Source organism: Bacillus pumilus (genome assembly GCF_009937765.1).
In the GTDB taxonomy this organism is placed as follows: Bacteria; Bacillota; Bacilli; order Bacillales; family Bacillaceae; genus Bacillus; species Bacillus pumilus_O.
Window position 1 is genome coordinate 19,796 of the sequence record NZ_CP047089.1, and the last position, 19,823, is coordinate 39,618.

At 42.2% G+C, this 19,823-nt stretch carries 19 protein-coding genes and 4 tRNA genes; 19 read left to right on the forward strand and 4 right to left on the reverse strand.

Going from position 1 to position 19,823, the window contains the following annotated elements; all coding sequences use genetic code 11:
- Positions 1–99: 99 nt before the first annotated feature.
- From GPS65_RS00075 to GPS65_RS00090, 4 genes are all read left to right on the forward strand, one after another.
- Positions 100–1,047: a DUF4885 family protein gene (locus GPS65_RS00075; protein WP_119125648.1), complete on the forward strand. Its 948-nt coding sequence runs from the start codon at positions 100–102 to the stop codon at positions 1,045–1,047.
- A complete protein-coding gene (locus GPS65_RS00080) occupies positions 1,044–2,000 on the forward strand; it encodes a DUF4885 family protein (RefSeq protein ID WP_119125647.1) in 957 nt (318 codons plus the stop codon). The genes GPS65_RS00075 and GPS65_RS00080 overlap by 4 nt, the downstream gene beginning before the upstream one ends.
- A 220-nt stretch (positions 2,001–2,220) precedes the next feature.
- Positions 2,221–3,585 (forward strand): replicative DNA helicase, encoded by a 1,365-nt coding sequence (dnaB, locus tag GPS65_RS00085; RefSeq protein ID WP_012011888.1) that lies wholly within the window; start codon positions 2,221–2,223, stop codon positions 3,583–3,585.
- 130 nt (positions 3,586–3,715) lie between these two features.
- The gene (locus GPS65_RS00090; RefSeq protein WP_012011887.1) at positions 3,716–4,129 is read left to right on the forward strand and encodes a VOC family protein; all 414 of its coding nucleotides are present in this window, start codon (positions 3,716–3,718) and stop codon (positions 4,127–4,129) included.
- 30 nt (positions 4,130–4,159) lie between these two features.
- Here GPS65_RS00090 and GPS65_RS00095 read toward each other — a convergent pair whose 3' ends face one another.
- Positions 4,160–5,365: a cytochrome P450 gene (locus GPS65_RS00095; protein WP_012011886.1), complete on the reverse strand. Its 1,206-nt coding sequence runs from the start codon at positions 5,363–5,365 to the stop codon at positions 4,160–4,162.
- A gap of 106 nt (positions 5,366–5,471) precedes the next feature.
- Between GPS65_RS00095 and GPS65_RS00100 the strand changes: the two genes are divergently transcribed.
- The 4 genes from GPS65_RS00100 to GPS65_RS00115 all read left to right on the forward strand — a co-directional run bounded on the left by GPS65_RS00100 (position 5,472) and on the right by GPS65_RS00115 (position 9,084).
- A complete protein-coding gene (locus GPS65_RS00100) occupies positions 5,472–6,083 on the forward strand; it encodes a TetR/AcrR family transcriptional regulator (protein ID WP_012011885.1) in 612 nt (203 codons plus the stop codon).
- Positions 6,084–6,299: 216 nt separating this feature from the next.
- Complete coding sequence (locus GPS65_RS00105) at positions 6,300–7,589, forward strand: adenylosuccinate synthase (protein WP_012011884.1); 1,290 nt, start codon at positions 6,300–6,302, stop codon at positions 7,587–7,589.
- A 136-nt stretch (positions 7,590–7,725) separates the two neighbouring features.
- Positions 7,726–8,859 (forward strand): DUF418 domain-containing protein, encoded by a 1,134-nt coding sequence (locus tag GPS65_RS00110; protein WP_119125646.1) that lies wholly within the window; start codon positions 7,726–7,728, stop codon positions 8,857–8,859.
- Between the two features lie 15 nt (positions 8,860–8,874).
- On the forward strand, positions 8,875–9,084 hold the full coding sequence (locus GPS65_RS00115) for a hypothetical protein (RefSeq protein ID WP_012011882.1): 210 nt from the start codon (positions 8,875–8,877) through the stop codon (positions 9,082–9,084).
- A gap of 29 nt (positions 9,085–9,113) precedes the next feature.
- Here GPS65_RS00115 and GPS65_RS00120 read toward each other — a convergent pair whose 3' ends face one another.
- A complete protein-coding gene (locus GPS65_RS00120) occupies positions 9,114–9,638 on the reverse strand; it encodes a peroxiredoxin family protein (RefSeq protein WP_012011881.1) in 525 nt (174 codons plus the stop codon).
- Between the two features lie 329 nt (positions 9,639–9,967).
- On the opposite strand from GPS65_RS00120, the gene GPS65_RS00125 reads away from it, so the two are divergent.
- From GPS65_RS00125 to GPS65_RS00175, 11 genes are all read left to right on the forward strand, one after another.
- Positions 9,968–10,043, forward strand: a tRNA-Lys gene (locus GPS65_RS00125).
- Between the two features lie 6 nt (positions 10,044–10,049).
- A tRNA-Glu gene (locus tag GPS65_RS00130) sits at positions 10,050–10,121 on the forward strand.
- 81 nt (positions 10,122–10,202) lie between these two features.
- Positions 10,203–10,279: transfer RNA gene (locus tag GPS65_RS00135), tRNA-Asp, on the forward strand.
- Positions 10,280–10,306: 27 nt separating this feature from the next.
- Positions 10,307–10,379 (forward strand) — tRNA-Phe (locus GPS65_RS00140).
- Positions 10,380–10,727: 348 nt separating this feature from the next.
- On the forward strand, positions 10,728–11,435 hold the full coding sequence (gene yycF, locus GPS65_RS00145; protein ID WP_003215017.1) for a response regulator YycF: 708 nt from the start codon (positions 10,728–10,730) through the stop codon (positions 11,433–11,435).
- 7 nt (positions 11,436–11,442) lie between these two features.
- Entirely contained in the window at positions 11,443–13,281 is a 1,839-nt protein-coding gene (walK, locus tag GPS65_RS00150; protein ID WP_012011880.1) for a cell wall metabolism sensor histidine kinase WalK, read from the forward strand.
- Entirely contained in the window at positions 13,271–14,650 is a 1,380-nt protein-coding gene (yycH, locus tag GPS65_RS00155) for a two-component system activity regulator YycH (RefSeq protein WP_144459629.1), read from the forward strand. The genes walK and yycH overlap by 11 nt, the downstream gene beginning before the upstream one ends.
- The gene (locus tag GPS65_RS00160; RefSeq protein ID WP_012011878.1) at positions 14,637–15,500 is read left to right on the forward strand and encodes a two-component system regulatory protein YycI; all 864 of its coding nucleotides are present in this window, start codon (positions 14,637–14,639) and stop codon (positions 15,498–15,500) included. The genes yycH and GPS65_RS00160 overlap by 14 nt, the downstream gene beginning before the upstream one ends.
- Before the next feature lie 6 nt (positions 15,501–15,506).
- Entirely contained in the window at positions 15,507–16,301 is a 795-nt protein-coding gene (locus tag GPS65_RS00165) for an MBL fold metallo-hydrolase (protein WP_012011877.1), read from the forward strand.
- A 78-nt stretch (positions 16,302–16,379) separates the two neighbouring features.
- Entirely contained in the window at positions 16,380–17,570 is a 1,191-nt protein-coding gene (locus tag GPS65_RS00170) for a S1C family serine protease (RefSeq protein WP_372585396.1), read from the forward strand.
- A gap of 68 nt (positions 17,571–17,638) precedes the next feature.
- The gene (locus GPS65_RS00175; protein ID WP_041816084.1) at positions 17,639–18,103 is read left to right on the forward strand and encodes a GNAT family N-acetyltransferase; all 465 of its coding nucleotides are present in this window, start codon (positions 17,639–17,641) and stop codon (positions 18,101–18,103) included.
- A 39-nt stretch (positions 18,104–18,142) separates the two neighbouring features.
- Here the strand turns inward: GPS65_RS00175 and GPS65_RS00180 are convergent, their stop codons facing one another.
- Positions 18,143–19,024, reverse strand: coding sequence for an ABC transporter ATP-binding protein (locus GPS65_RS00180; protein ID WP_012011874.1), 882 nt, complete (start codon positions 19,022–19,024; stop codon positions 18,143–18,145).
- The gene (locus tag GPS65_RS00185) at positions 19,025–19,714 is read right to left on the reverse strand and encodes an ABC transporter permease subunit (RefSeq protein WP_012011873.1); all 690 of its coding nucleotides are present in this window, start codon (positions 19,712–19,714) and stop codon (positions 19,025–19,027) included.
- Positions 19,715–19,823: the final 109 nt, after the last annotated feature.

Sequence of the window (19,823 nt, forward strand, 5' to 3'; positions counted from 1 at the left end):
TCCTTGTAATAATTACTATATCGGCATTAAACTAACAATTTTTAACTTAATTGCCGATATATTTAATAATCACTATTTTTTGAAAAAAGGAGAATCAAAATGAATATTAATACGTCATACCCGACAAGTGCGCCTAACAATCAGAACCGAATCGACTATAAAGGTCAATCAGCTATTAAAAGTACAAATGAGGTGATGACCGAAGCTGATAAACGAATGAAAGTATTAGATGAAAAATATCAAAAAATAAATGAACAAAATAAACGTTTCAAAGATCCTCATGGCCATATATTTGATAAGTATCGAAATCCAAACTCCCCTTATTTCAGAAATGATTTAACCAAACCGGAAAGAGAGGCGGCTTACTCTATTGAAATTGGATGGGCTAATAGTGGAACAGGAGGGCATTATAATTCTAATGATGCCGCCTTCCGTAATGAAAAACGGTATGATCCAACCCAAGAAAGTGTAGAAAAGAAAATACTCAATCGTCAAAAGGTCAACGAACAATTACAAAGTTTATTCTCTAAAAACGGTATAACCATTCCTAAAAACACAAATTTAACTTTTACCATTGACCCGAACAATTTTAAATTAGTGGTAAGTGGTTCAAAAGACGAATCGCTGACTAAACAAATAGAAGAACTATTAAATACAAGCAACAATACAAGAGAATTATTTTTCCATATTATGAAAAGTAGAAATGATGATTCGACTCAATTCACGCCTGATTCTCTTGCTAAATTCCACCTTGTGAATCAAATCAAAACGGTGACAGGCTACAATTTAAAAGACTTAAATATTGTAAACGGTCAATTTGTAACGGATAAAGGGGTCAATATTTTTGATATATACAAAGAAGATCTCCTGAAAAACCCATACACAGCAGAACATGCACGAATTGCCGCTTCACATTACGGAGCACAGCTATTTGATCTAGCCAAAAACGGGTTTGATTCTATTCCCGATTTGGTGTTATCTATTGGTTATCAAAACGGGTCGTTACATGACATTGGACAAAAGGTGAATTACGGAGTAACAAAATGAAGATAAATACATCAAATGCTACAGCGGTTCTAAACAATCAGAACGTTACCGATTTCAATAGCCATCCAGCTATTAAAAGTACAAATGAGGTGATGACCGAATCTGATAGACGGATGAAAATATTAGATGAAAAATACGAAAAAATTAATGAACAAAATAAACGATTCAATGATCCTCAAGACCATATATATAATAAGTATAGAAACCCTTACTCTTCTTATTTCAGAAGTGATCTAACAAAACTGGAAAGAGAAGCTGCATACACTATGGAAATGAGTTGGGCAAGGAATAATAAGGGTGGTCAATATGACTTTAATGACGCCATCTTCCGTAATGAAAAACGGTACGATCCTACACAAGAAAGTGTAGAAAAGAAAATACTCAATCGTCAAAAGGTCAACGAACAATTACAAGATTTATTCTCTAAAAACGGAATATCCATTCCTAAAAACACAAATCTCACTTTTACCATTGATCCAAATAATTTCAAATTAGTAGTGAGTGGTTCAAAAGACGAATCGCTCATGAAACAAATAGAAGACTTATTAAATACAACCAACAATACAAGAGAACTATTTTTTCATATTATGAAAAGTAGAAATGATGATTCTACTCAATTCACACCTGATTCTCTGGCAAAGTTCCATCTTGTCAACCAAATCAAAACGGTGACAGGCTACAATTTAAAAGATTTAAGTATTGTAAACGGTCAATTTATAACGGATAACGGAGCGAATATTTTTGATCTATACAAAGAAGAACTCCTGAAAAATCCATATACAGCTGAAAATGCACGTATTGCCGCTTCACATTATGGTGCACAACTATTTGACCTAGCGAAAAACGGGTTTGATTCTATTCCAGATTTGGTGTTATCTATTGGTTATCAAAACGGCTCTTTACAAGACATTGGACAAAAAGAGAATTATGGGATTAAGAGAACAATAGATTAACAAAACGTGGACGACAACAGGTACAAAACCAGATACCGTTAATAAAAGACTCTATAACAATTGATGTTACAGAGTCTTTTCTATTGAGATGCGTTGGTTGGCTGTTCAACGAAACCTCCTCATGGTAATTTTGACTATAGACGATGTTTTTCACTTTTTTATTGGTGAAAATGTTAAAATGATGAGTAGCGTATTTTTTTATGAAAGGACGGTGCTTGGCATGACGGAACTTCTCGATGACCGGCTGCCGCCGCAAAATATAGAAGCCGAGCAGGCCGTATTAGGTGCTGTTTTTTTAGAACCATCTGCGCTCACGCTCGCTTCTGAGGTATTAATTCCAGAGGATTTCTATAGAATGTCGCATCAAAAGATTTATAATGCGATGCTTGTACTTGGTGATAGAGGGGAACCGGTCGATCTTGTTACGGTGACATCTGAACTGGCCAATACAGATTTACTAGAAGAGGTAGGCGGGATTTCGTATTTAACCGATATTGCGAACTCTGTCCCAACTGCCGCAAACATAGAATACTATGCAAAAATTGTAGAAGAGAAATCTATTTTAAGACGTCTGATCCGCACGGCGACAACCATTGCACAGGATGGATACACGCGTGAGGATGAAGTAGAGGATCTGTTGAGTGATGCTGAAAAGACCATTATGGAAGTGGCGCAGCGTAAAAACTCAGGAGCTTTCCAAAACATTAAGGACGTGCTTGTTCAGACATATGATAATATTGAACAGCTTCATAACCGAAAAGGCGATATCACAGGGATTCCAACAGGTTTCTCCGAGCTTGATCGGATGACAGCTGGATTCCAGCGAAATGACTTAATTATTGTAGCAGCTCGTCCATCAGTAGGGAAAACGGCTTTCGCATTGAACATCGCACAGAATGTTGCGACCAAAACGGACGAAAGTGTCGCCATCTTTAGTTTAGAGATGGGATCTGAGCAGCTAGTTATGCGTATGCTATGTGCTGAGGGGAATATCAATGCACAAAACCTAAGAACCGGTAATCTGACAGAAGAGGACTGGGGCAAGCTGACAATGGCAATGGGCTCGCTATCTAATAGTGGGATTTTCATTGATGATACACCTGGAATCAGAGTAAGTGAAATTCGCTCAAAATGCCGCCGCTTGAAGCAAGAAAACGGTCTTGGAATGATCTTGATTGACTACTTACAGCTTATTCAAGGGAGCGGACGATCAAGCGATAACCGTCAGCAAGAGGTTTCTGAAATCTCTCGGGCATTAAAATCGCTGGCAAGGGAGCTTGAAGTTCCAGTTATTGCTTTGTCTCAGCTTTCACGTGGAGTAGAGCAGCGTCAGGACAAACGTCCGATGATGTCTGATATTCGTGAATCAGGAAGTATCGAGCAGGATGCCGATATCGTGGCATTCCTTTATCGTGATGATTACTACGACAAAGAATCAGAGAATAAGAACATTATTGAAATCATCATTGCCAAACAGCGTAACGGCCCAGTGGGTACAGTATCACTGGCGTTCGTCAAAGAATATAACAAATTCGTCAACCTGGAAAGAAGGTTTGACGATGCGGGTGTTCCGCCCGGTGCTTAAAGCCCAGCTCAAGAAGCTGGGCTTTTTTTTAATGGATCTACATCGAAAGAATGATTGAAAAACGATCGAAATGAGGAGGAGAGAAAGATTGAGAAATCGTATACTAAAAGAAGAAAAGGAGTGATGACTGATGAAATTTCAACAGTTCGAAGCCGCTCAATTACGCATCGCACGCCCAACCGTCAACATGGAAGAGGTTGTGTCCTTTTATGAAGAAGGCTTAGGGCTCAAACGAATAGGCTCGTTTGATCAGCATGAAGGATATGATGGTGTCATGCTGGGGCTCCCTCATCAGCATGTTCATTTAGAAATCACAAAGCATGAAGAAGAAGAAAGTTTGCCCGCCCCGCATCCAGAACAGCTTCTTGTGTTCTATATTCCGGATGCTGAGGAATTTCAGCAAATGAAAGAGAGGTTGCTCTCATTTGGCGGACGGCAAGTCACCTCTACAAATCCATATTGGGAACGGGGTGGAGCAACCATTGAAGATCCAGATGGGTATCGCATTGTGCTCATGAACACAGATGGCATCACCCCTGTTTAAAAAGACTCCCATGCCCGGGAGTCTTTTCTGTTATGAACGAGGTGTGACACGCAGTTTCAGCTCTTTCAGTCCATACATGCTGCTGCTTGTCATCGGAACATAAGAAAGGAGCTCTAGCGCCTCATATCGTTCTATGAAAATCTTTATAGCTGTACATGCTTCAAGACGTGCTAGTGGTGCGCCAAGGCAGAAATGGATACCGTGCCCGAAACCAATATGAGGATTAGGATGGCGGTGTATATCGTATTCATGTGCGTTTGAAAATTGACGCTCATCTCGGTTGGCGGAAGCAAGAAACACAATCACATTGTCGCCCCTTTTCAACACTTTCTCTCCAAGTTCTGTATCTTTTGTGACATAACGAACAATCGCAGGAGCTGGTGCACGAAAACGGACAGCCTCTTCCACCGCACGTGGGATGAGTTCAGGAGATTGGGCGAGCGCTTCATACGCACCAGGCTGTTCTAACAAGCTGAACATCATATTGGAGATCAAGTTGGTGGTTGTTTCGTTGCCGGCTAAAAGAAGAAGATTACAAAATGGAATGAGTTCATCTGCTGACAGTTTGTCTCCATTCTCCTCCGCTTGAATGATGAGGGAAATTAAATCATCACCAAGGTTGTGACGTTTCTTTTCAATGGTGTCTGCAAAAAATGCCATCATGTCAGCTTCCCCTTTGTCACGTGTTTTCTGCCATTCAGCTACATCCTTCTCACTTTCACTTTTAGGCATGCTGACGAGAATATCTGACCATTCTTTAAAAGATTGTTTATGCTCTGAGGGCACACCTAAAAGCTCTGCAATGACAATGACAGGAAGCGGATAGGAAATGTCTTGCACTAGGTCAATCTCTTTTTTTCCTTCAAGTTGTGCCATCAGTTCATCCATTAATTCATGAATACGAGGCTCCCACAATTTCATGACTCGAGGGGTAAAGGCTTTGCTGACAATGGAGCGGATGCGAGTGTGATTGGGAGGGTCCATCATCACCATTGTTTTCATCAGTGAATGCTTCCGCTGGTTTTTAGGAGGCTGACTCGAAAAGGTATCTTTATCGATTGTCACGCGCCTTGCTTCCTCGTAGGTGAATACACTCCACGTTCGGCTGGCTTCGTCAAAATGAACAGGTGATGTCTTGCGCATGTTGGCATACCAATCAAATGGGTGATACGGGTCCTGCTTGTTTTTTCCTCTTAATAACGTTTTTTGCACGGCACTTGGGGACGTTGTTTCCATGATCATCACTCCTTATAGTTTGTCAGATGCTTCCTTTTTTTCGTTGTGTTAGATTAAAGTTAATTCATCAGCTTGGAGGATTCAACCAACAGAAAAGCGAAATCTGTTGAAGAAAGTAGGAAGGGGAGAGCGGCTTGTGGCGGATTGCTACAGAGGGGATAAGCGCGCAACGGAATCAAAGCAGCAATTAAGAAAAGCATTATTTCAATTATTAAGCGAGAAAGAATGGGGGAAGATTTCTGTACAGGATTTGACGAAAGTGGCAGGCATCCACCGCACAACCTTTTATCAGCATTATGAGGATAAATTTGATCTTGCCCAGCAGGTGATGGATGAGATGTTTGATGTGATGAAGTGCGCCATTTTTGCGCCTGTACAAGAAGATGATTTAGAAAAAGAGCATCCGGCATATGTATATATTTTTCGATTTTATCAGCATTTGCAAGAGCATGAAAAGGAGTATCAAATTCTCTTGAAACGAGGGCGAGAGCTTAATATTCATGAAACGGTTCGGGCTTTTTTTGAAGAAAGTTTTTCTTTGGGAAAAGAGGGGGTTGCAGGCTCAAAGCCTGATCCGCAACTCGTTCCTATCGACATGCAGAAGCAATTCGTTATTTCTGCTTACATTGGAACGGCTGAATGGTGGCTGAGGACAGGTAGACCGTATTCACCAGAATTTATGGCAAATTCGATGATTCATTTAATTGAAAATCAATAGAAAGTAAGAACTATCAAAAACATTGGTTTTACTCAAAATCTCCCTTTTTAAGCGCTGAAGAAGTGAGTAAAGCGCTTTTTCTCATATTTAAAACGAACAAAATTTGATTCCGAGATATTAATGTTCGGATTTCACGTTGACTTTTTCGGTTTGCATTGATAAAATAAATGTGTTTGAAAGAGATAACGTTTTGAAAGGTTAACGGAGGTGCACGATATGTCTTCAGTAGTCGTAGTAGGTACGCAGTGGGGTGACGAAGGGAAAGGGAAAATTACCGATTTCCTTTCAGAAAATGCAGAGGTGATTGCCCGTTATCAAGGGGGAAACAATGCAGGTCACACGATCAAATTTGATGGAGTGACTTACAAGCTACACCTCATTCCGTCCGGTATTTTTTATAAAGAGAAAACTTGTGTCATCGGTAATGGAATGGTAGTTGATCCTAAAGCGTTGGTCACTGAGCTTGCGTATCTTCACGAACGGAATGTGAGTACAGATAACCTCAGAATCAGCAATAGAGCCCATGTGATTTTACCTTACCATTTAAAATTGGACGAGGTAGAAGAAGAGCGGAAAGGGGCTAACAAGATCGGTACGACGAAAAAAGGAATCGGACCAGCTTATATGGACAAAGCAGCTCGTATCGGTATCCGTGTCGCAGATCTATTAGATCGTGAAGTATTTGAAGAGAAGCTTGCTCGTAATCTAGAAGAGAAAAATCGTCTTTTAGAGAAAATGTACGAAGCAGAAGGCTTCAAGATTGAAGATATTTTAGATGAGTATTATGAATATGGCCAGCAAGTGAAAAAATATGTCGTAGATACATCTGTTGTCTTGAATGACGCACTAGATGAAGGCCGCCGCGTGCTATTTGAAGGTGCACAAGGTGTTATGCTTGATATCGATCAAGGGACATATCCATTTGTTACGTCATCTAACCCAGTGGCTGGGGGAGTGACGATTGGTTCTGGTGTAGGACCAACGAAGATTCAACATGTGGTCGGCGTGTCAAAAGCGTACACAACACGTGTTGGAGATGGCCCATTCCCGACAGAACTCCATGATGAAATTGGTGATCAAATCCGTGAGGTTGGCCGTGAATACGGTACAACAACTGGACGCCCGCGCCGTGTTGGCTGGTTTGACAGTGTTGTTGTCCGCCATGCTCGTCGTGTGAGCGGGATTACAGATCTATCTCTTAACTCAATTGATGTACTGACAGGGATTGAAACATTGAAAATCTGTGTCGCTTATAAATTGAACGGAGAAATCACAGAAGAATTCCCAGCAAGTCTAAATGAACTAGCGAAATGTGAGCCTGTCTACGAAGAAATGCCAGGATGGACAGAGGATATTACAGGCGTGAAGAATTTAAGCGAACTGCCTGAAAATGCCCGTCATTATTTAGAGCGCATTTCACAATTAACAGGTATTCCACTTTCCATTTTCTCAGTCGGACCAGATCGTTCTCAAACGAATGTTGTCCGCAGCGTGTACCGTCCATAATCATAGACTGATCAAACACCAGTAAAATTGCACATTTTACTGGTGTTTTTTTGTTTAAATATTTCTTAATTTCTGTAGAACAGGCTTCCGATCATTACCAAAATATGATAACTGTATAGGGGGAAGGAGCGTTCTAGTGAAAGAAAGAATAAGATTATTAGATATTTTAAGAGGTTTCGCCATATTAGGCACATTGGGGACGAACGTCTGGTTTTTTGCGTATGCAGGGGATACCTTTGCGACAGATCAGATTGCAGATGAATATGAGAATGGCAGTTTTCTAGAAAGCCTTGTTTCCATGTTCGTCTATGGGAAAATGCTCTCGCTGCTCACCATCATGTTCGGTGTAGGACTAGAGCTCAAATACCAGCAGGCCAAAAGAAAAAATACGCTTTGGCCGGGTACATATTTATGGATTCTTTTATTTTTATTTATCGAAGGCTTTGTCCATTTTGCACTTGTGATGGAATATGATGTGCTCATGAGTTATGCTGTCACCGGTTTGCTTGTGGCATTTATTGTACGAGGAGGGAGCAAGCGTATCAAAAGAGGCATGATCTTCTCTGGAGTCATTCATCTGCTTGTTCTGTCCAGTCTGATGGTGTTCGCCCTCTCTGAAATGGAAACAGCATCGTATGATCAAGGGAGTGAACCCGCGCTGGAAGAGCAGATGCCAGAGACATGGATCTCGCAGGTTCAAGAACGATTGCAACACTTTTTCATGTACCGGGGGGAAGCGATCTTTATCATTCCAATGAACACATTTTTGTTTTTATTAGGTGTGCGGATGATGAGAGCCGGTGTATTTTATGCAAATGAACGCGGGCAGTCTCTACGGAAAAGACTATTCCGAGTCGGTCTGTGGGTGGGGTTGCCGCTGAATGCACTTGTCTTCGTTCCGAACGAACTAGTGGAATTCGTGGTGCGCTATGCGTTTTCGCCATTCCTTTCTCTTTTCTATATTGCTGTTATTGCGAAGCTCCTGGCTCACACAGAGTCATGGTTCATGTGGAATTGGCTTGAATATGTAGGGAAAATGGCGCTTAGTTGTTACATCCTGCAAAATGTCATCTGCTCGGTTCTTTTTTATAGCTGGGGATTGGGTCTTGGCGGACAAATCAACGCTCCTCTTATCGTATTGGCATGGCTGTTGATTTCTCTTCTGCAAATTACCATATCAGCGTTTTGTCTAAAGGTTTGGAGAATCGGTCCAATGGAATATATTCGTTCGCGGGCACTTCGCCGGGTGACGATGAAGAAAGCAGGATAAAGGGGAATCGTGACAATGTTTTTCAAAAAAAGTACGAAAAGAGAACAAGCGAATGCGCGTAAAGCAGCTGTGTCAGCATTTATCTTTTATCTTCTCGCATTAGGAGGACATGCGCTGTACTCTTATTTCCAGGATGATAAACCGCCCGTCACCTTTGTGATTCTCATGGCGGGTCTCCTTGTATTTTTCACCTCAGATTGGCTATACAATAAGAGACGTTCATAAAAGAAGCCCTCATGACGAGGGCTTCTTTCTTATTTCACGCTTTTATATTGACCTTTTAAGTTTTTGCGGATGTACTGAATGATTTTGCGCAATTCGTTGGCATGCGGTCTGCCAAACGGACTTGTTTGCCTTTGCTGATAGAGGACTTGGCCCTTTTCGTTTAGTAAGAAATAGGCAGGTTCTCCGTGCACCCCGTGATCTTCATAAGGAGCATCTTCCCCATGATAGTGGACTTCGTATGCTTTTAATGAAGTGAGATCCTTGTCAGACATGATGGGGAAGGATAGTCCTTCTTTATCGGCAAATTCCTTCAAGTCATCAGAATGATCTGTTGAAATCGCCATTAAGTGGATATCCTTGTCTTGAAAGTATGATTGCTGCTGTTCGAGCTCTTTTAATTCTTCTACACATACTGGGCACCATGAGCCTCTAAAGAAGACAATGAGGTGCCAGCTTTGATGCTCCTCTAGATGTTTGTGAAAATCAATATGTTCGCCCTGAATGGTTGGAAGTGAAAAATTGGGCATTTTATCTCCTAATTTGAATGAACTCATACTGCTTCCTCCTTTTTAAATCACAATGTCACTTGTTTCATGTATAACCAATTTCGTTCGGTCTAAAACGTTTCTATGTGTTTGAATAGTCAGAGGTCATGAAAATGAAGGCGATTGCAAGTAGAAGGAATTTGGCAGGAGATTTCAAATCCGACACTTTTTTTAAAAAAATGTCGAAAAACGTATTGCCATATGTAATTACTCTATGATATTATAAATCTCGTTGTTGCAAAGGTCTCTGAAACTTGTTAGGATGCGATGTTCCAGCTTTTTTAAAGCGATTGGTTTGACGCAATACAACTTCTTCAGAATTACTTTTCACAAACCGAGAGCCATTAGCTCAGTTGGTAGAGCATCTGACTTTTAATCAGAGGGTCGAAGGTTCGAGTCCTTCATGGCTCACCATGTATTGGCCCGTTGGTCAAGCGGTTAAGACACCGCCCTTTCACGGCGGTAACACGGGTTCGAATCCCGTACGGGTCATTGATTTACTTTAGCGTTAAGCTAATTTTTCCTCACTTGCTTGGAAGAGCACCACGATTGCTTTTTCGGGCAAGTTACTGAGGTCCGGTAGTTCAGTTGGTTAGAATGCCTGCCTGTCACGCAGGAGGTCGCGGGTTCGAGTCCCGTCCGGACCGCCATTTATATTTATTCATCTTTTTGATGATGGCTCGGTAGCTCAGTTGGTAGAGCAACGGACTGAAAATCCGTGTGTCGGCGGTTCGATTCCGTCCCGAGCCACTTCCAAACGCATCTGCAATCGCAGGTGCGTTTTTCTTATGAAAAGAAGGCATAAAAAGGGAGAAGCCGGACCTAGGTAGGGCCCGGCTCCATAAGAAGAAGACGTTACATTTATATAGACGATCGGTGACTGGAAAAGTTTCAATAAAAAAGGAAAAAAACCATCATTTTTTTGATCACTGTCTTCCTATCCAACGATTGCTAGAAAAGAAAGCCGTTATTATTTTTATCTTTGCCACGTAAAACGTTATAATAGACAGTGAGCCTTTTTTGCTCAAATGAAAAAGGTCTGATGAAACATGCAAAAATGGAATGACATAGATGCTAAAAATGCAGGAGGAAATCACAATGGAAAAAAAGATTCTTGTCGTAGATGATGAAAAGCCGATTGCTGATATATTGGAGTTTAACTTAAGAAAAGAGGGCTATGAGGTTCATTGTGCATATGACGGCAATGAAGCCCTTGAAATGGTAGAAGAAATCAAACCAGACATTATTTTGCTAGACATCATGCTACCGAATAAAGATGGCGTTGAAGTATGCCGTGAAGTGAGAAAGAAATATGACATGCCGATTATCATGCTGACAGCAAAAGACTCTGAAATTGATAAAGTCATCGGTCTTGAGCTTGGCGCAGATGATTATGTGACGAAGCCATTTAGCACGCGCGAGCTGCTTGCCCGTGTGAAGGCGAATTTAAGAAGACAAATTGCTACGCCGCAGACAGAGGAAGAATCTGAATCAAATGATATTGAAATTGGATCACTTGTCATTTATCCAGATGCGTATGTGGTGTCTAAGCGCGAGGAAACGATTGAATTGACGCACCGTGAGTTCGAATTGCTTCATTACTTAGCGAAACATATCGGACAAGTGATGACACGTGAGCACTTGCTGCAAACCGTATGGGGCTACGATTACTTCGGAGATGTCCGTACAGTAGACGTCACCGTCCGCCGTCTTCGTGAGAAAATTGAAGACAATCCTAGTCACCCGAGCTGGATCGTGACAAGGCGAGGCGTCGGCTACTATTTAAGAAACCCAGAGCAGGACTAAGATTCTTATGAGTAAAGTAGGTTTTTTTCGCTCGATTCACTTTAAATTGACCTTAATTTACGTGCTGCTGATCATCGTCGCCATGCAGATCATTGGCGTGTACTTTGTGAAGCAGCTAGAGCAGTCCTTAATTAATTCATATGATAATTCCTTGAATCAGCGAATCTACTCGTTATCGTATTACCTAGAACAAGATTCATCGAAAAGTAAGGCAGAATTAAAAGAGGATGCTCAAAAGATATTAAACGACTTTAATAACAAAGATGAGTCTAATGAAATTTCTGAAGTCAGCTATATTGACGAAAGCAGAGAGGTGATTGCCTCTGTGAATAACGGCAGTCAGGAGATTGCCGGCAAGAAAATCACAGATCAGATCATTAGCCGAATTTTCGCAGTAGGCAAAGACTATGAAAAGAAATTCTATGACCCAGAATCCAATAAACGGGTGCGTATTTCTGCGACAGCCGTGAAAAATGAAAACCAAGAAACTGTCGGTGTGATTTATGTTGTGTCTTCGATGGAGAGCGTGTTTAACCAAATGCGAACCATTAACACCATTTTGGCGACGGGTACACTGATCGCCCTTGGGACGACCGCACTACTTGGGATTTTCATCTTTAGAACCATCACTCATCCTATATCGGATATGAGAAAGCAAGCAATTGAGCTCGCCAAAGGGAACTTTTCCAGGAAGGTTCGAAAGTATGGACATGACGAGATTGGCCAGCTTGCGACAACCTTTAACCATCTGACGAGAGAGCTGGAGGAAGCGCAGCTCATGACAGAGGGAGAGCGGAAGAAGCTATCTTCTGTCATTGCCTATATGACAGATGGCGTCATCGCCACGAATCAAAACGGTGCGATTATTCTATTAAACAGCCCAGCATTAGAGCTGTTAAATGTTTCACGTGAAACAGCACTAGAGATGCCGATTACGTCCTTACTGGGCCTCGAGGACACGCATACCTTTGAAGATTTAGTCGAAAATCAAGATTCCATGCTGCTAGAAATAGAACGCGAAGATCAGCTGTCAGTTTTGCGTGTGAATTTCTCAGTGATTCAGAAAGAGCACGGGAAAATTGATGGATTAATTGCAGTCATTTACGACGTCACGGAGCAGGAGAAAATTGATGCAGAACGCCGCGAATTCGTTGCGAACGTATCGCATGAGCTACGCACACCGCTAACGACGATGCGAAGCTATCTTGAGGCGCTGGCTGAAGGCGCAATTGGAGATAAAGAGCTTGCACCAAGGTTCCTTAGTGTGACGCAAAATGAAACAGAACGCATGATCCGGCTTGTCAATGACTTGCTACAGCTATCTAAGTTCGACAGCAAGGATTATCAATTCAACCGTGAGTGGACGAATTTTATCAGATTTATCTCATTGGTCATCGATCGTTTTGAAATGACAAAAGAGCAGCATGTTGAGTTTATCCGCAATCTTCCGCAGCGTGAAATATATGTGGAAATCGATCAAGATAAAATCACACAAGTGCTCGATAATATCATTTCTAATGCGATGAAATACTCTCCAGAGGGTGGACATATCACGTTTACCGTTGATTTGGATGAGGAGAAGAGTCTTGTATTATTCAGCGTCAAAGATGAAGGAATCGGTATTCCGAAGAAGGATATGGATAAAATCTTTGAACGTTTTTATCGAGTGGATAAGGCGAGAACAAGAAAGCTTGGCGGAACCGGCCTTGGCCTTGCGATTGCAAAAGAAATGGTTCAGGCTCATGGCGGAGACATTTGGGCTGACAGCATTGAAGGAAAAGGAACCACAGTGACCTTTACCCTTCCGTACAATGAAGAACAAGAGGATGATTGGGATGAAGCGTGAGACCTTTAAAACCATAATATTGACAATCCTAATTGCGATCAGTCTTGTGTTTACGTGGAATATTTGGATGTTCCAGCCCGTCATGCAGGACCAGGCAGATGCCGGCACTCAGGTCGTAGAAACAAAGAAGATATCAAGCGATGAGCCTAGAAGCCTCATTGATGTCGTGAAGCCGCGGGAGATGTTCATCCATTCAAATGGGGAGCATTTGAAAGTGGATCAAAAGGAACTCTTTCAAAACTTCTGGAATGATGTGAGCCTTTGGGATGTGAAAGAGATTTCGGATGTGTCAGATCAATATTCTGAGCAGAAATTTAAGAATTTCTTCTATGGAAACGGAGGACAGGGGAAGACATTGGATCTTGTGTTCAATGACCCGATTCCGATTGATATATTCCAAGCGCTGTTTAAATGGCCGAACAAGTCCATCGAATACAACTCGTTTGATCGGATGATTGTGCCGTTCTCCCAGCAGGATAAGGCCAATAAGAAAGTTTATTTGGTTTCATACAGCAAGGAAACGGTGCTTGAGCTGACAATAGAGTCTGCTAACTATCGAAATCTCATGGACAGTATCGCAGCCGCTCAAAACGAGATGCCGCGCTACGATCTCTATACGTTCTCTGCGAATTCGAAACGAGATTTCCTCCTTCCGAGAAAGCAAGAGCAGCTTGAATCGAAAATGTTCTTTATCGAAACGATTAAGACAAGCAAATTCAAGGACGCTCTGTTTACGGACCCGAGTCTTGTTGGTGAGGAGTCTAATTTAAACCGAACGGTGTACACAGATGGCACAAGCCGTCTTGAAGCCAATCAAAAAGACCACCGCATCCAATATCAGCACCGCAACATCAACAGCAGCACCGTTTTCCAAACGGGCGATTTGATTAAGCGAAGTGTGAAGTATTTCAATGATACGGGGAGCTTTACCGATGACTATCAATACTTTGGCATCAATAGCAACCAGCAGCTTTCCTTTAATATGTTTATGGATGGCCTGCCGATCGTCAACAGTACAAAGCACCCATTCGGGATGACCTCTCTTGAAGTACAGTGGGCGAATGACGACATCTTAAATTACAAGCGTCCAAACTATATTCTAGGCAACAAAGCGAGTCAAAGTGAACAGGTCAAGCTGATGAACGGGACAGAGTTGAAACACTTAATCGTCAAGCAGACGAAATATGATGACCTTGAGAAAATTGAACAAATTTTCCCGGCCTATCAAGCTGCTTCCACCGCATCAGATCAAGATCAAGCGATGTTTGTCTGGCTGGAGCCAGTATGGTGCATGAAATACAACGGTAAAACCGTGATTCTATCGCATGATTTGTTGACAGAGGGGAGCGAGAATCATGGAGTGGAATAAGACCAAAACGATCTTTATCCTAGCCTTTCTCGTTCTCGATATCTTTCTAGGTTTTCAATACTTTGAAAAACGATCGACTGATCATTTTGCGATTATCGAAAAAACGGATACGCTGGAAGAAATGAAGGCAGACGGGATCAAATATGGCAATCTATCAGATGAAGCGAAGATTGGCTACCGCATTACAGCTGAAAAGAAGCAATATACGAAAAAGGATGTCGACGAATTAGCTGATCAAAAGGCGAAAAGCACATTCCCGAAAACAGACAAAGATGATCCTGTCACGCTGCTTGAAATGACCTTCAATAAACCAGTGGCCTTGCCGAAAAAAGATATGAAAACAGCGGCGGCAAACCTGGTGAACCAGCGTTTGCTAGATGGGAAGAATTATAAGCTGTGGAGTATTGATGAAGAGGCAGGGAAAATCGTCTTTTTCCAAACGTATAAAGGGAAATACATTTTCCAAGAGGGGCTTGATGACTCCGAAACCATCGGAAAAATCACCCTAGATCTAAATGATAAAAACGAGGTCGTATCGTATCAGCAGTCGATGGTGACATCGATTAATGAAGTGAGAAAAGAAACCCTTGTGCCAGCGCTTGAAACTGTGAAGGACTTATATACGCAAAACATGCTGAGCCAAAACACGACCGTGAAAAAGGTAGAGCTAGGCTACTATACGCAATATCCAGGTGCAAGCACGCAGGTTATGGTGCCTGTATGGCGAGTCGAGCTTGAGGGCGTATCAACTGGTTCAAAGAAAAAGACAGAAGAAGAATATTTGATCAATGCCATTGATGGCTCAACACTTGATCATATAGAGAAAGATGACAAATCTTCAATGGAGTGAGAGAACATGAGCTTGCAGTTCAGTGTACTAGCGAGCGGAAGTACGGGGAACGCTTTTTATTTAGAAACAGGCGAGCATGCCTTTTTAGTGGATGCTGGTTTAAGCGGCAAACAAATGGTCGAATTGCTGAGTCAAATCGACCGCAAGCCTGAAGACTTGGACGGTATTTTTGTGACACATGAGCACTCAGATCATATTAAAGGACTTGGTGTCATGGCAAGAAAGTACAAGCTTCCTGTCTATGCAAATGCGAAAACATGGAAGGCGATGGAGTCTCATATCGGGAAGATTGATACAGAGCAAAAATTCCATTTTGATATGGAAACTGTCCAATCCTTTGGCGGTCTCGATGTTGAGTCCTTTGGCGTCTCACATGACGCGGCTGAGCCCATGTTTTACGTGTTCCATTATGGAGGGCGCAAACTTGCCCTAATGACGGATACAGGCTATGTGAGTGACCGTATGAAAGGCATCATACAGTCAGCCAATACATTTGTATTTGAGAGCAATCATGATGTCGGTATGCTGCAAATGGGTAGATACCCGTGGAGCATTAAGCGCAGAATTCTGAGCGATGTCGGACATGTTTCAAATGAAGATGCCGCTCTTGCGATGACAGATGTCATTGGAGATGCCACCTCACGCATTTACTTGGCTCATTTGAGTCAAGACAACAACATGAAGGATTTAGCCCGTATGGCGGTCCAGCAAACGCTCGAGATGAAAGGCTTTGTTGTCGGGGATGGCTTTGATTTATATGATACGGACCCGAAAAAAGCAACCCCGCTTTGCGCCGTATGATTTTTATAATCGTATGATTAAGATAAGAGCTTCTTACCAACACTATATACATCATCTATTCACTGAAAGGAAGGAAACATAGTGGATTATCGCGATGTAGAGTGGAAGCCGAGACGAAGCAGAAAAGGATATTTCCTGTCTGGTCTGATCGGTGTATTGGTAGGAGCTTTTTTAATGGGATTCTTTTTCCCCTATGTATCAGGACAAAGCGGCAGTCCCTTTGGGTGGCAGCAGAACGGAGATGGGCAAGCAGCACAGGGCCCTTTAAAGACCGTCAATGTGAATGTCAATGATGCGGTCACAAAAGTCGTATCGAATATGTCAGATACGGTTGTCGGCGTTATTAATATCCAAAAGTCGAGCTTTTGGGAAGAAGGCGGAGAGGCAGGCAGCGGGTCAGGTGTGATTTATAAGAAAAAGGGTGACACCTTTTATATTGTGACCAACCATCATGTCATCAAAGGTGCCAACCAGCTTGAAGTGAGTCTTCAGGATGGGACAAGGATTGGTGCCAATCTTGTCGGAAGCGATCAGCTCATGGATTTAGCGGTTCTCACCGTCAAAAGTGATAAGATCAAGCAAACCGCAGCCTTCGGTAATTCAGACCATGTGAAGCCCGGTGAGCCTGTAATCGCCATTGGAAATCCATTAGGGCTTGAATTCGCAGGCTCTGTCACACAAGGTGTCATTTCAGGAACGGAACGTGCGATTCCTGTGGACTCGAATGGAGACGGACAGGCGGATTGGAATGCGGAGGTACTGCAAACAGATGCCGCCATCAATCCAGGGAACAGCGGTGGTGCCCTGATCAATATGGACGGAAAAGTGATCGGTATTAACTCAATGAAGATTGCCGAATCAGAAGTAGAAGGTATCGGACTGTCTATCCCAGCGAATCTCGTCATCCCTGTCATAGAGGATTTAGAGCGCTACGGAGAGGTGAAACGTCCGTACCTAGGTGTTGGCATGAAATCATTAGCAGATATTGCGAGCTACCACTGGGATGAAACATTGAAGCTGCCATCTAACGTCACATCAGGCGTTGTCGTGATGAGTGTCGAGCCTTTGTCTCCGGCAGGAAAAGCGGGGCTAAAAGAGCTGGATGTCGTCACTTCCTTTGATGGCAAGAGTGTACAGAATATCGTAGACCTTCGTAAGTATTTATATCAAAAGAAAGTCGGCGACAAGGTAAAGGTACAGTTTTACCGAAGCGGAAAGAAAAAATCAGTAGAAATCAAACTTTCTCAAACCGACCGATTCGGCGGATGACCAGTTCCTTGAGGGGACTGGTTTTTTTTGCATGCTCATCATATGATGGAGAAAAGGGGGCGATACGATTGGTTACACTGCAGCCAATGTCACAGACGGATTACGATGTATTGATGGAGAAGTCCATACAGCGGTACGCAGAAGAAAAGGTACGCGCAGGGACTTGGGAAGAGGAAGAATCACTTGCAAACGCCGAAGAACAATTTGATCGGCTCCTTCCTGAAGGTCTACAGACAGAGCATCATGAGCTATGGAATCTCTTGAATGGAGAAGAGGCGATTGGCTGGGTTTGGCTTTGTTATGACCCCAACCACCCACAGAAGGAAGGATTCATTTATAACTTTTTCTTATTCGAAACGTATCGAGGAAAAGGCTTTGCAAAGCAGGCCATTGCAGCATTAGAGGAAGAGGCAAAGTCATTAGGAGTGCAAAAACTTTCGCTTCATGTCTTTGCACATAATCAAATTGCGCGTTCACTGTATGAAAAGACAGGATTTGAAGAAACTGGAATCTATATGAGTAAACCTTTATGAAAAAGAAGAAGCACCGTGCGGATCGCATGCGGTGCTTTTTTATGAGGAGCTCATGGCATCTTCAGCCGTGACTCTGTATATATCGACTTTGCATTTCACGAAAGCGCGAATGATCGCTGGAACTTGAGCTTCTGAACGAATTAACAATGAGGTCTCGTCATCACTGATCACAAGATCTGTTCCGACAGTTTGTAAGTACTGCGTGAGAACAGGCTTCACCTCATCATCAATCCACGCATGCTTGAAGGTTGCACGTATGTTTGAGGATGTGATGGTTTTCTCTTGAGGATGTGTATGGGGGGACACTAATTTTCCTTCAGAAATAAAAGCCGTTTTGGTACAAATACTATTTGTGAACCTTGGGCGGTCAGCCGTTAAAAAGACGGTTTTCCCTTCATGTTTTAACGTGTCAATGACCTGCTGAATGTGCAAGATCGAATCTGCGTCAATATCGGCAAAAGGCTCGTCGAGTAAAACAAATTCAGGTCGATGGGCGATAGCCTGCGCCATGCCGAGTCGTTTCTTCATACCAGGTGTGAAGGAACCGACCTTTTCCTGATGATAGTGATCTAAGCCGACAAATTCGAGCAGCCCTTCATAATCACTCGTTTTCTGGCGCGTACCGGTGATTTTTGATAAGTAGGCAAGATGTTCAAGTGCCGTCAGCCCTTCATATAAATCCGTATATTCAGGCAGAACACCGATATGCTGCCTCACCTTTTTTAAAGAAGGCATATCCATCATCGTAAACGTTCCAGAGGTTGGCCGGCAAATTCCCGTAATGATATTGAAAAACGTCGTCTTTCCAGACCCCTTCGGTCCAATGAGTCCGAAGATATCGCCTCGATTGACATCAAGAGTAATGTGATCTATCGCGACTTTTGTCCGATATTTTTTTGTGAGTTCTTTTGTATGTAGCATTTAGACATCCCTCCTTTGAAATAGGAGTGCTGTTCCAATAAGTAATACAATGGTTAATGCTGTATTCATGAGTACATAGGTCAGCGGTTCACTCAAGCGCGCATAATAATAAGGCGTCATATATTGGAACCAATGAATCAATCGTTCTGAAGAAAGAACCGATATCATACTGACGATCGGGAAAAGAAAGGAAAACAACATCCCAACAAACATTGATTTCTGCGGGGTTGGAAAGAGCATGGACAAAAATAAAGCACATGAGATACCGACACTGATAAAGGTTAAGATTTTTAATGCATCAGAGAACAAAAAACGATGTGAAATCATCATATTCAGTACGTATGTTGTCATAATACAACTGAGCCAAAATAGCATCAGTCCAAGATATTTACCGATAATAATGTTCAAACGGGTGGTTTTACTAACGAGAAAACGAATGGTTTTCAAATGGATTTCTCGGCTCAAAATATCATGAGACAATAAGAAAATAAGGAAGAAACCAAATAGAGACATCACCAGTTCATTCCCAATGGAATAAGGATCCTTTGCCTGCTCCCATTTGTCCTGATGAGCAGCAATAAACGGTAGAGTTGAAACAAAAGTAGATAAAATGAAAATAATAACAATTGTTAAAATAGATTTTGTGCTTTTGAAGAGCTGCTTAAACTCATTCATACAGATGGTCCACACACGCTGTACCTCCCTTCATCTTTATTATACCGCTAGAAAAGAAAGACACCATATCTTGCTCTTTAACATTTGCTTAAATTTTATAAAAAGCAGACTCTTCCAGCAACAG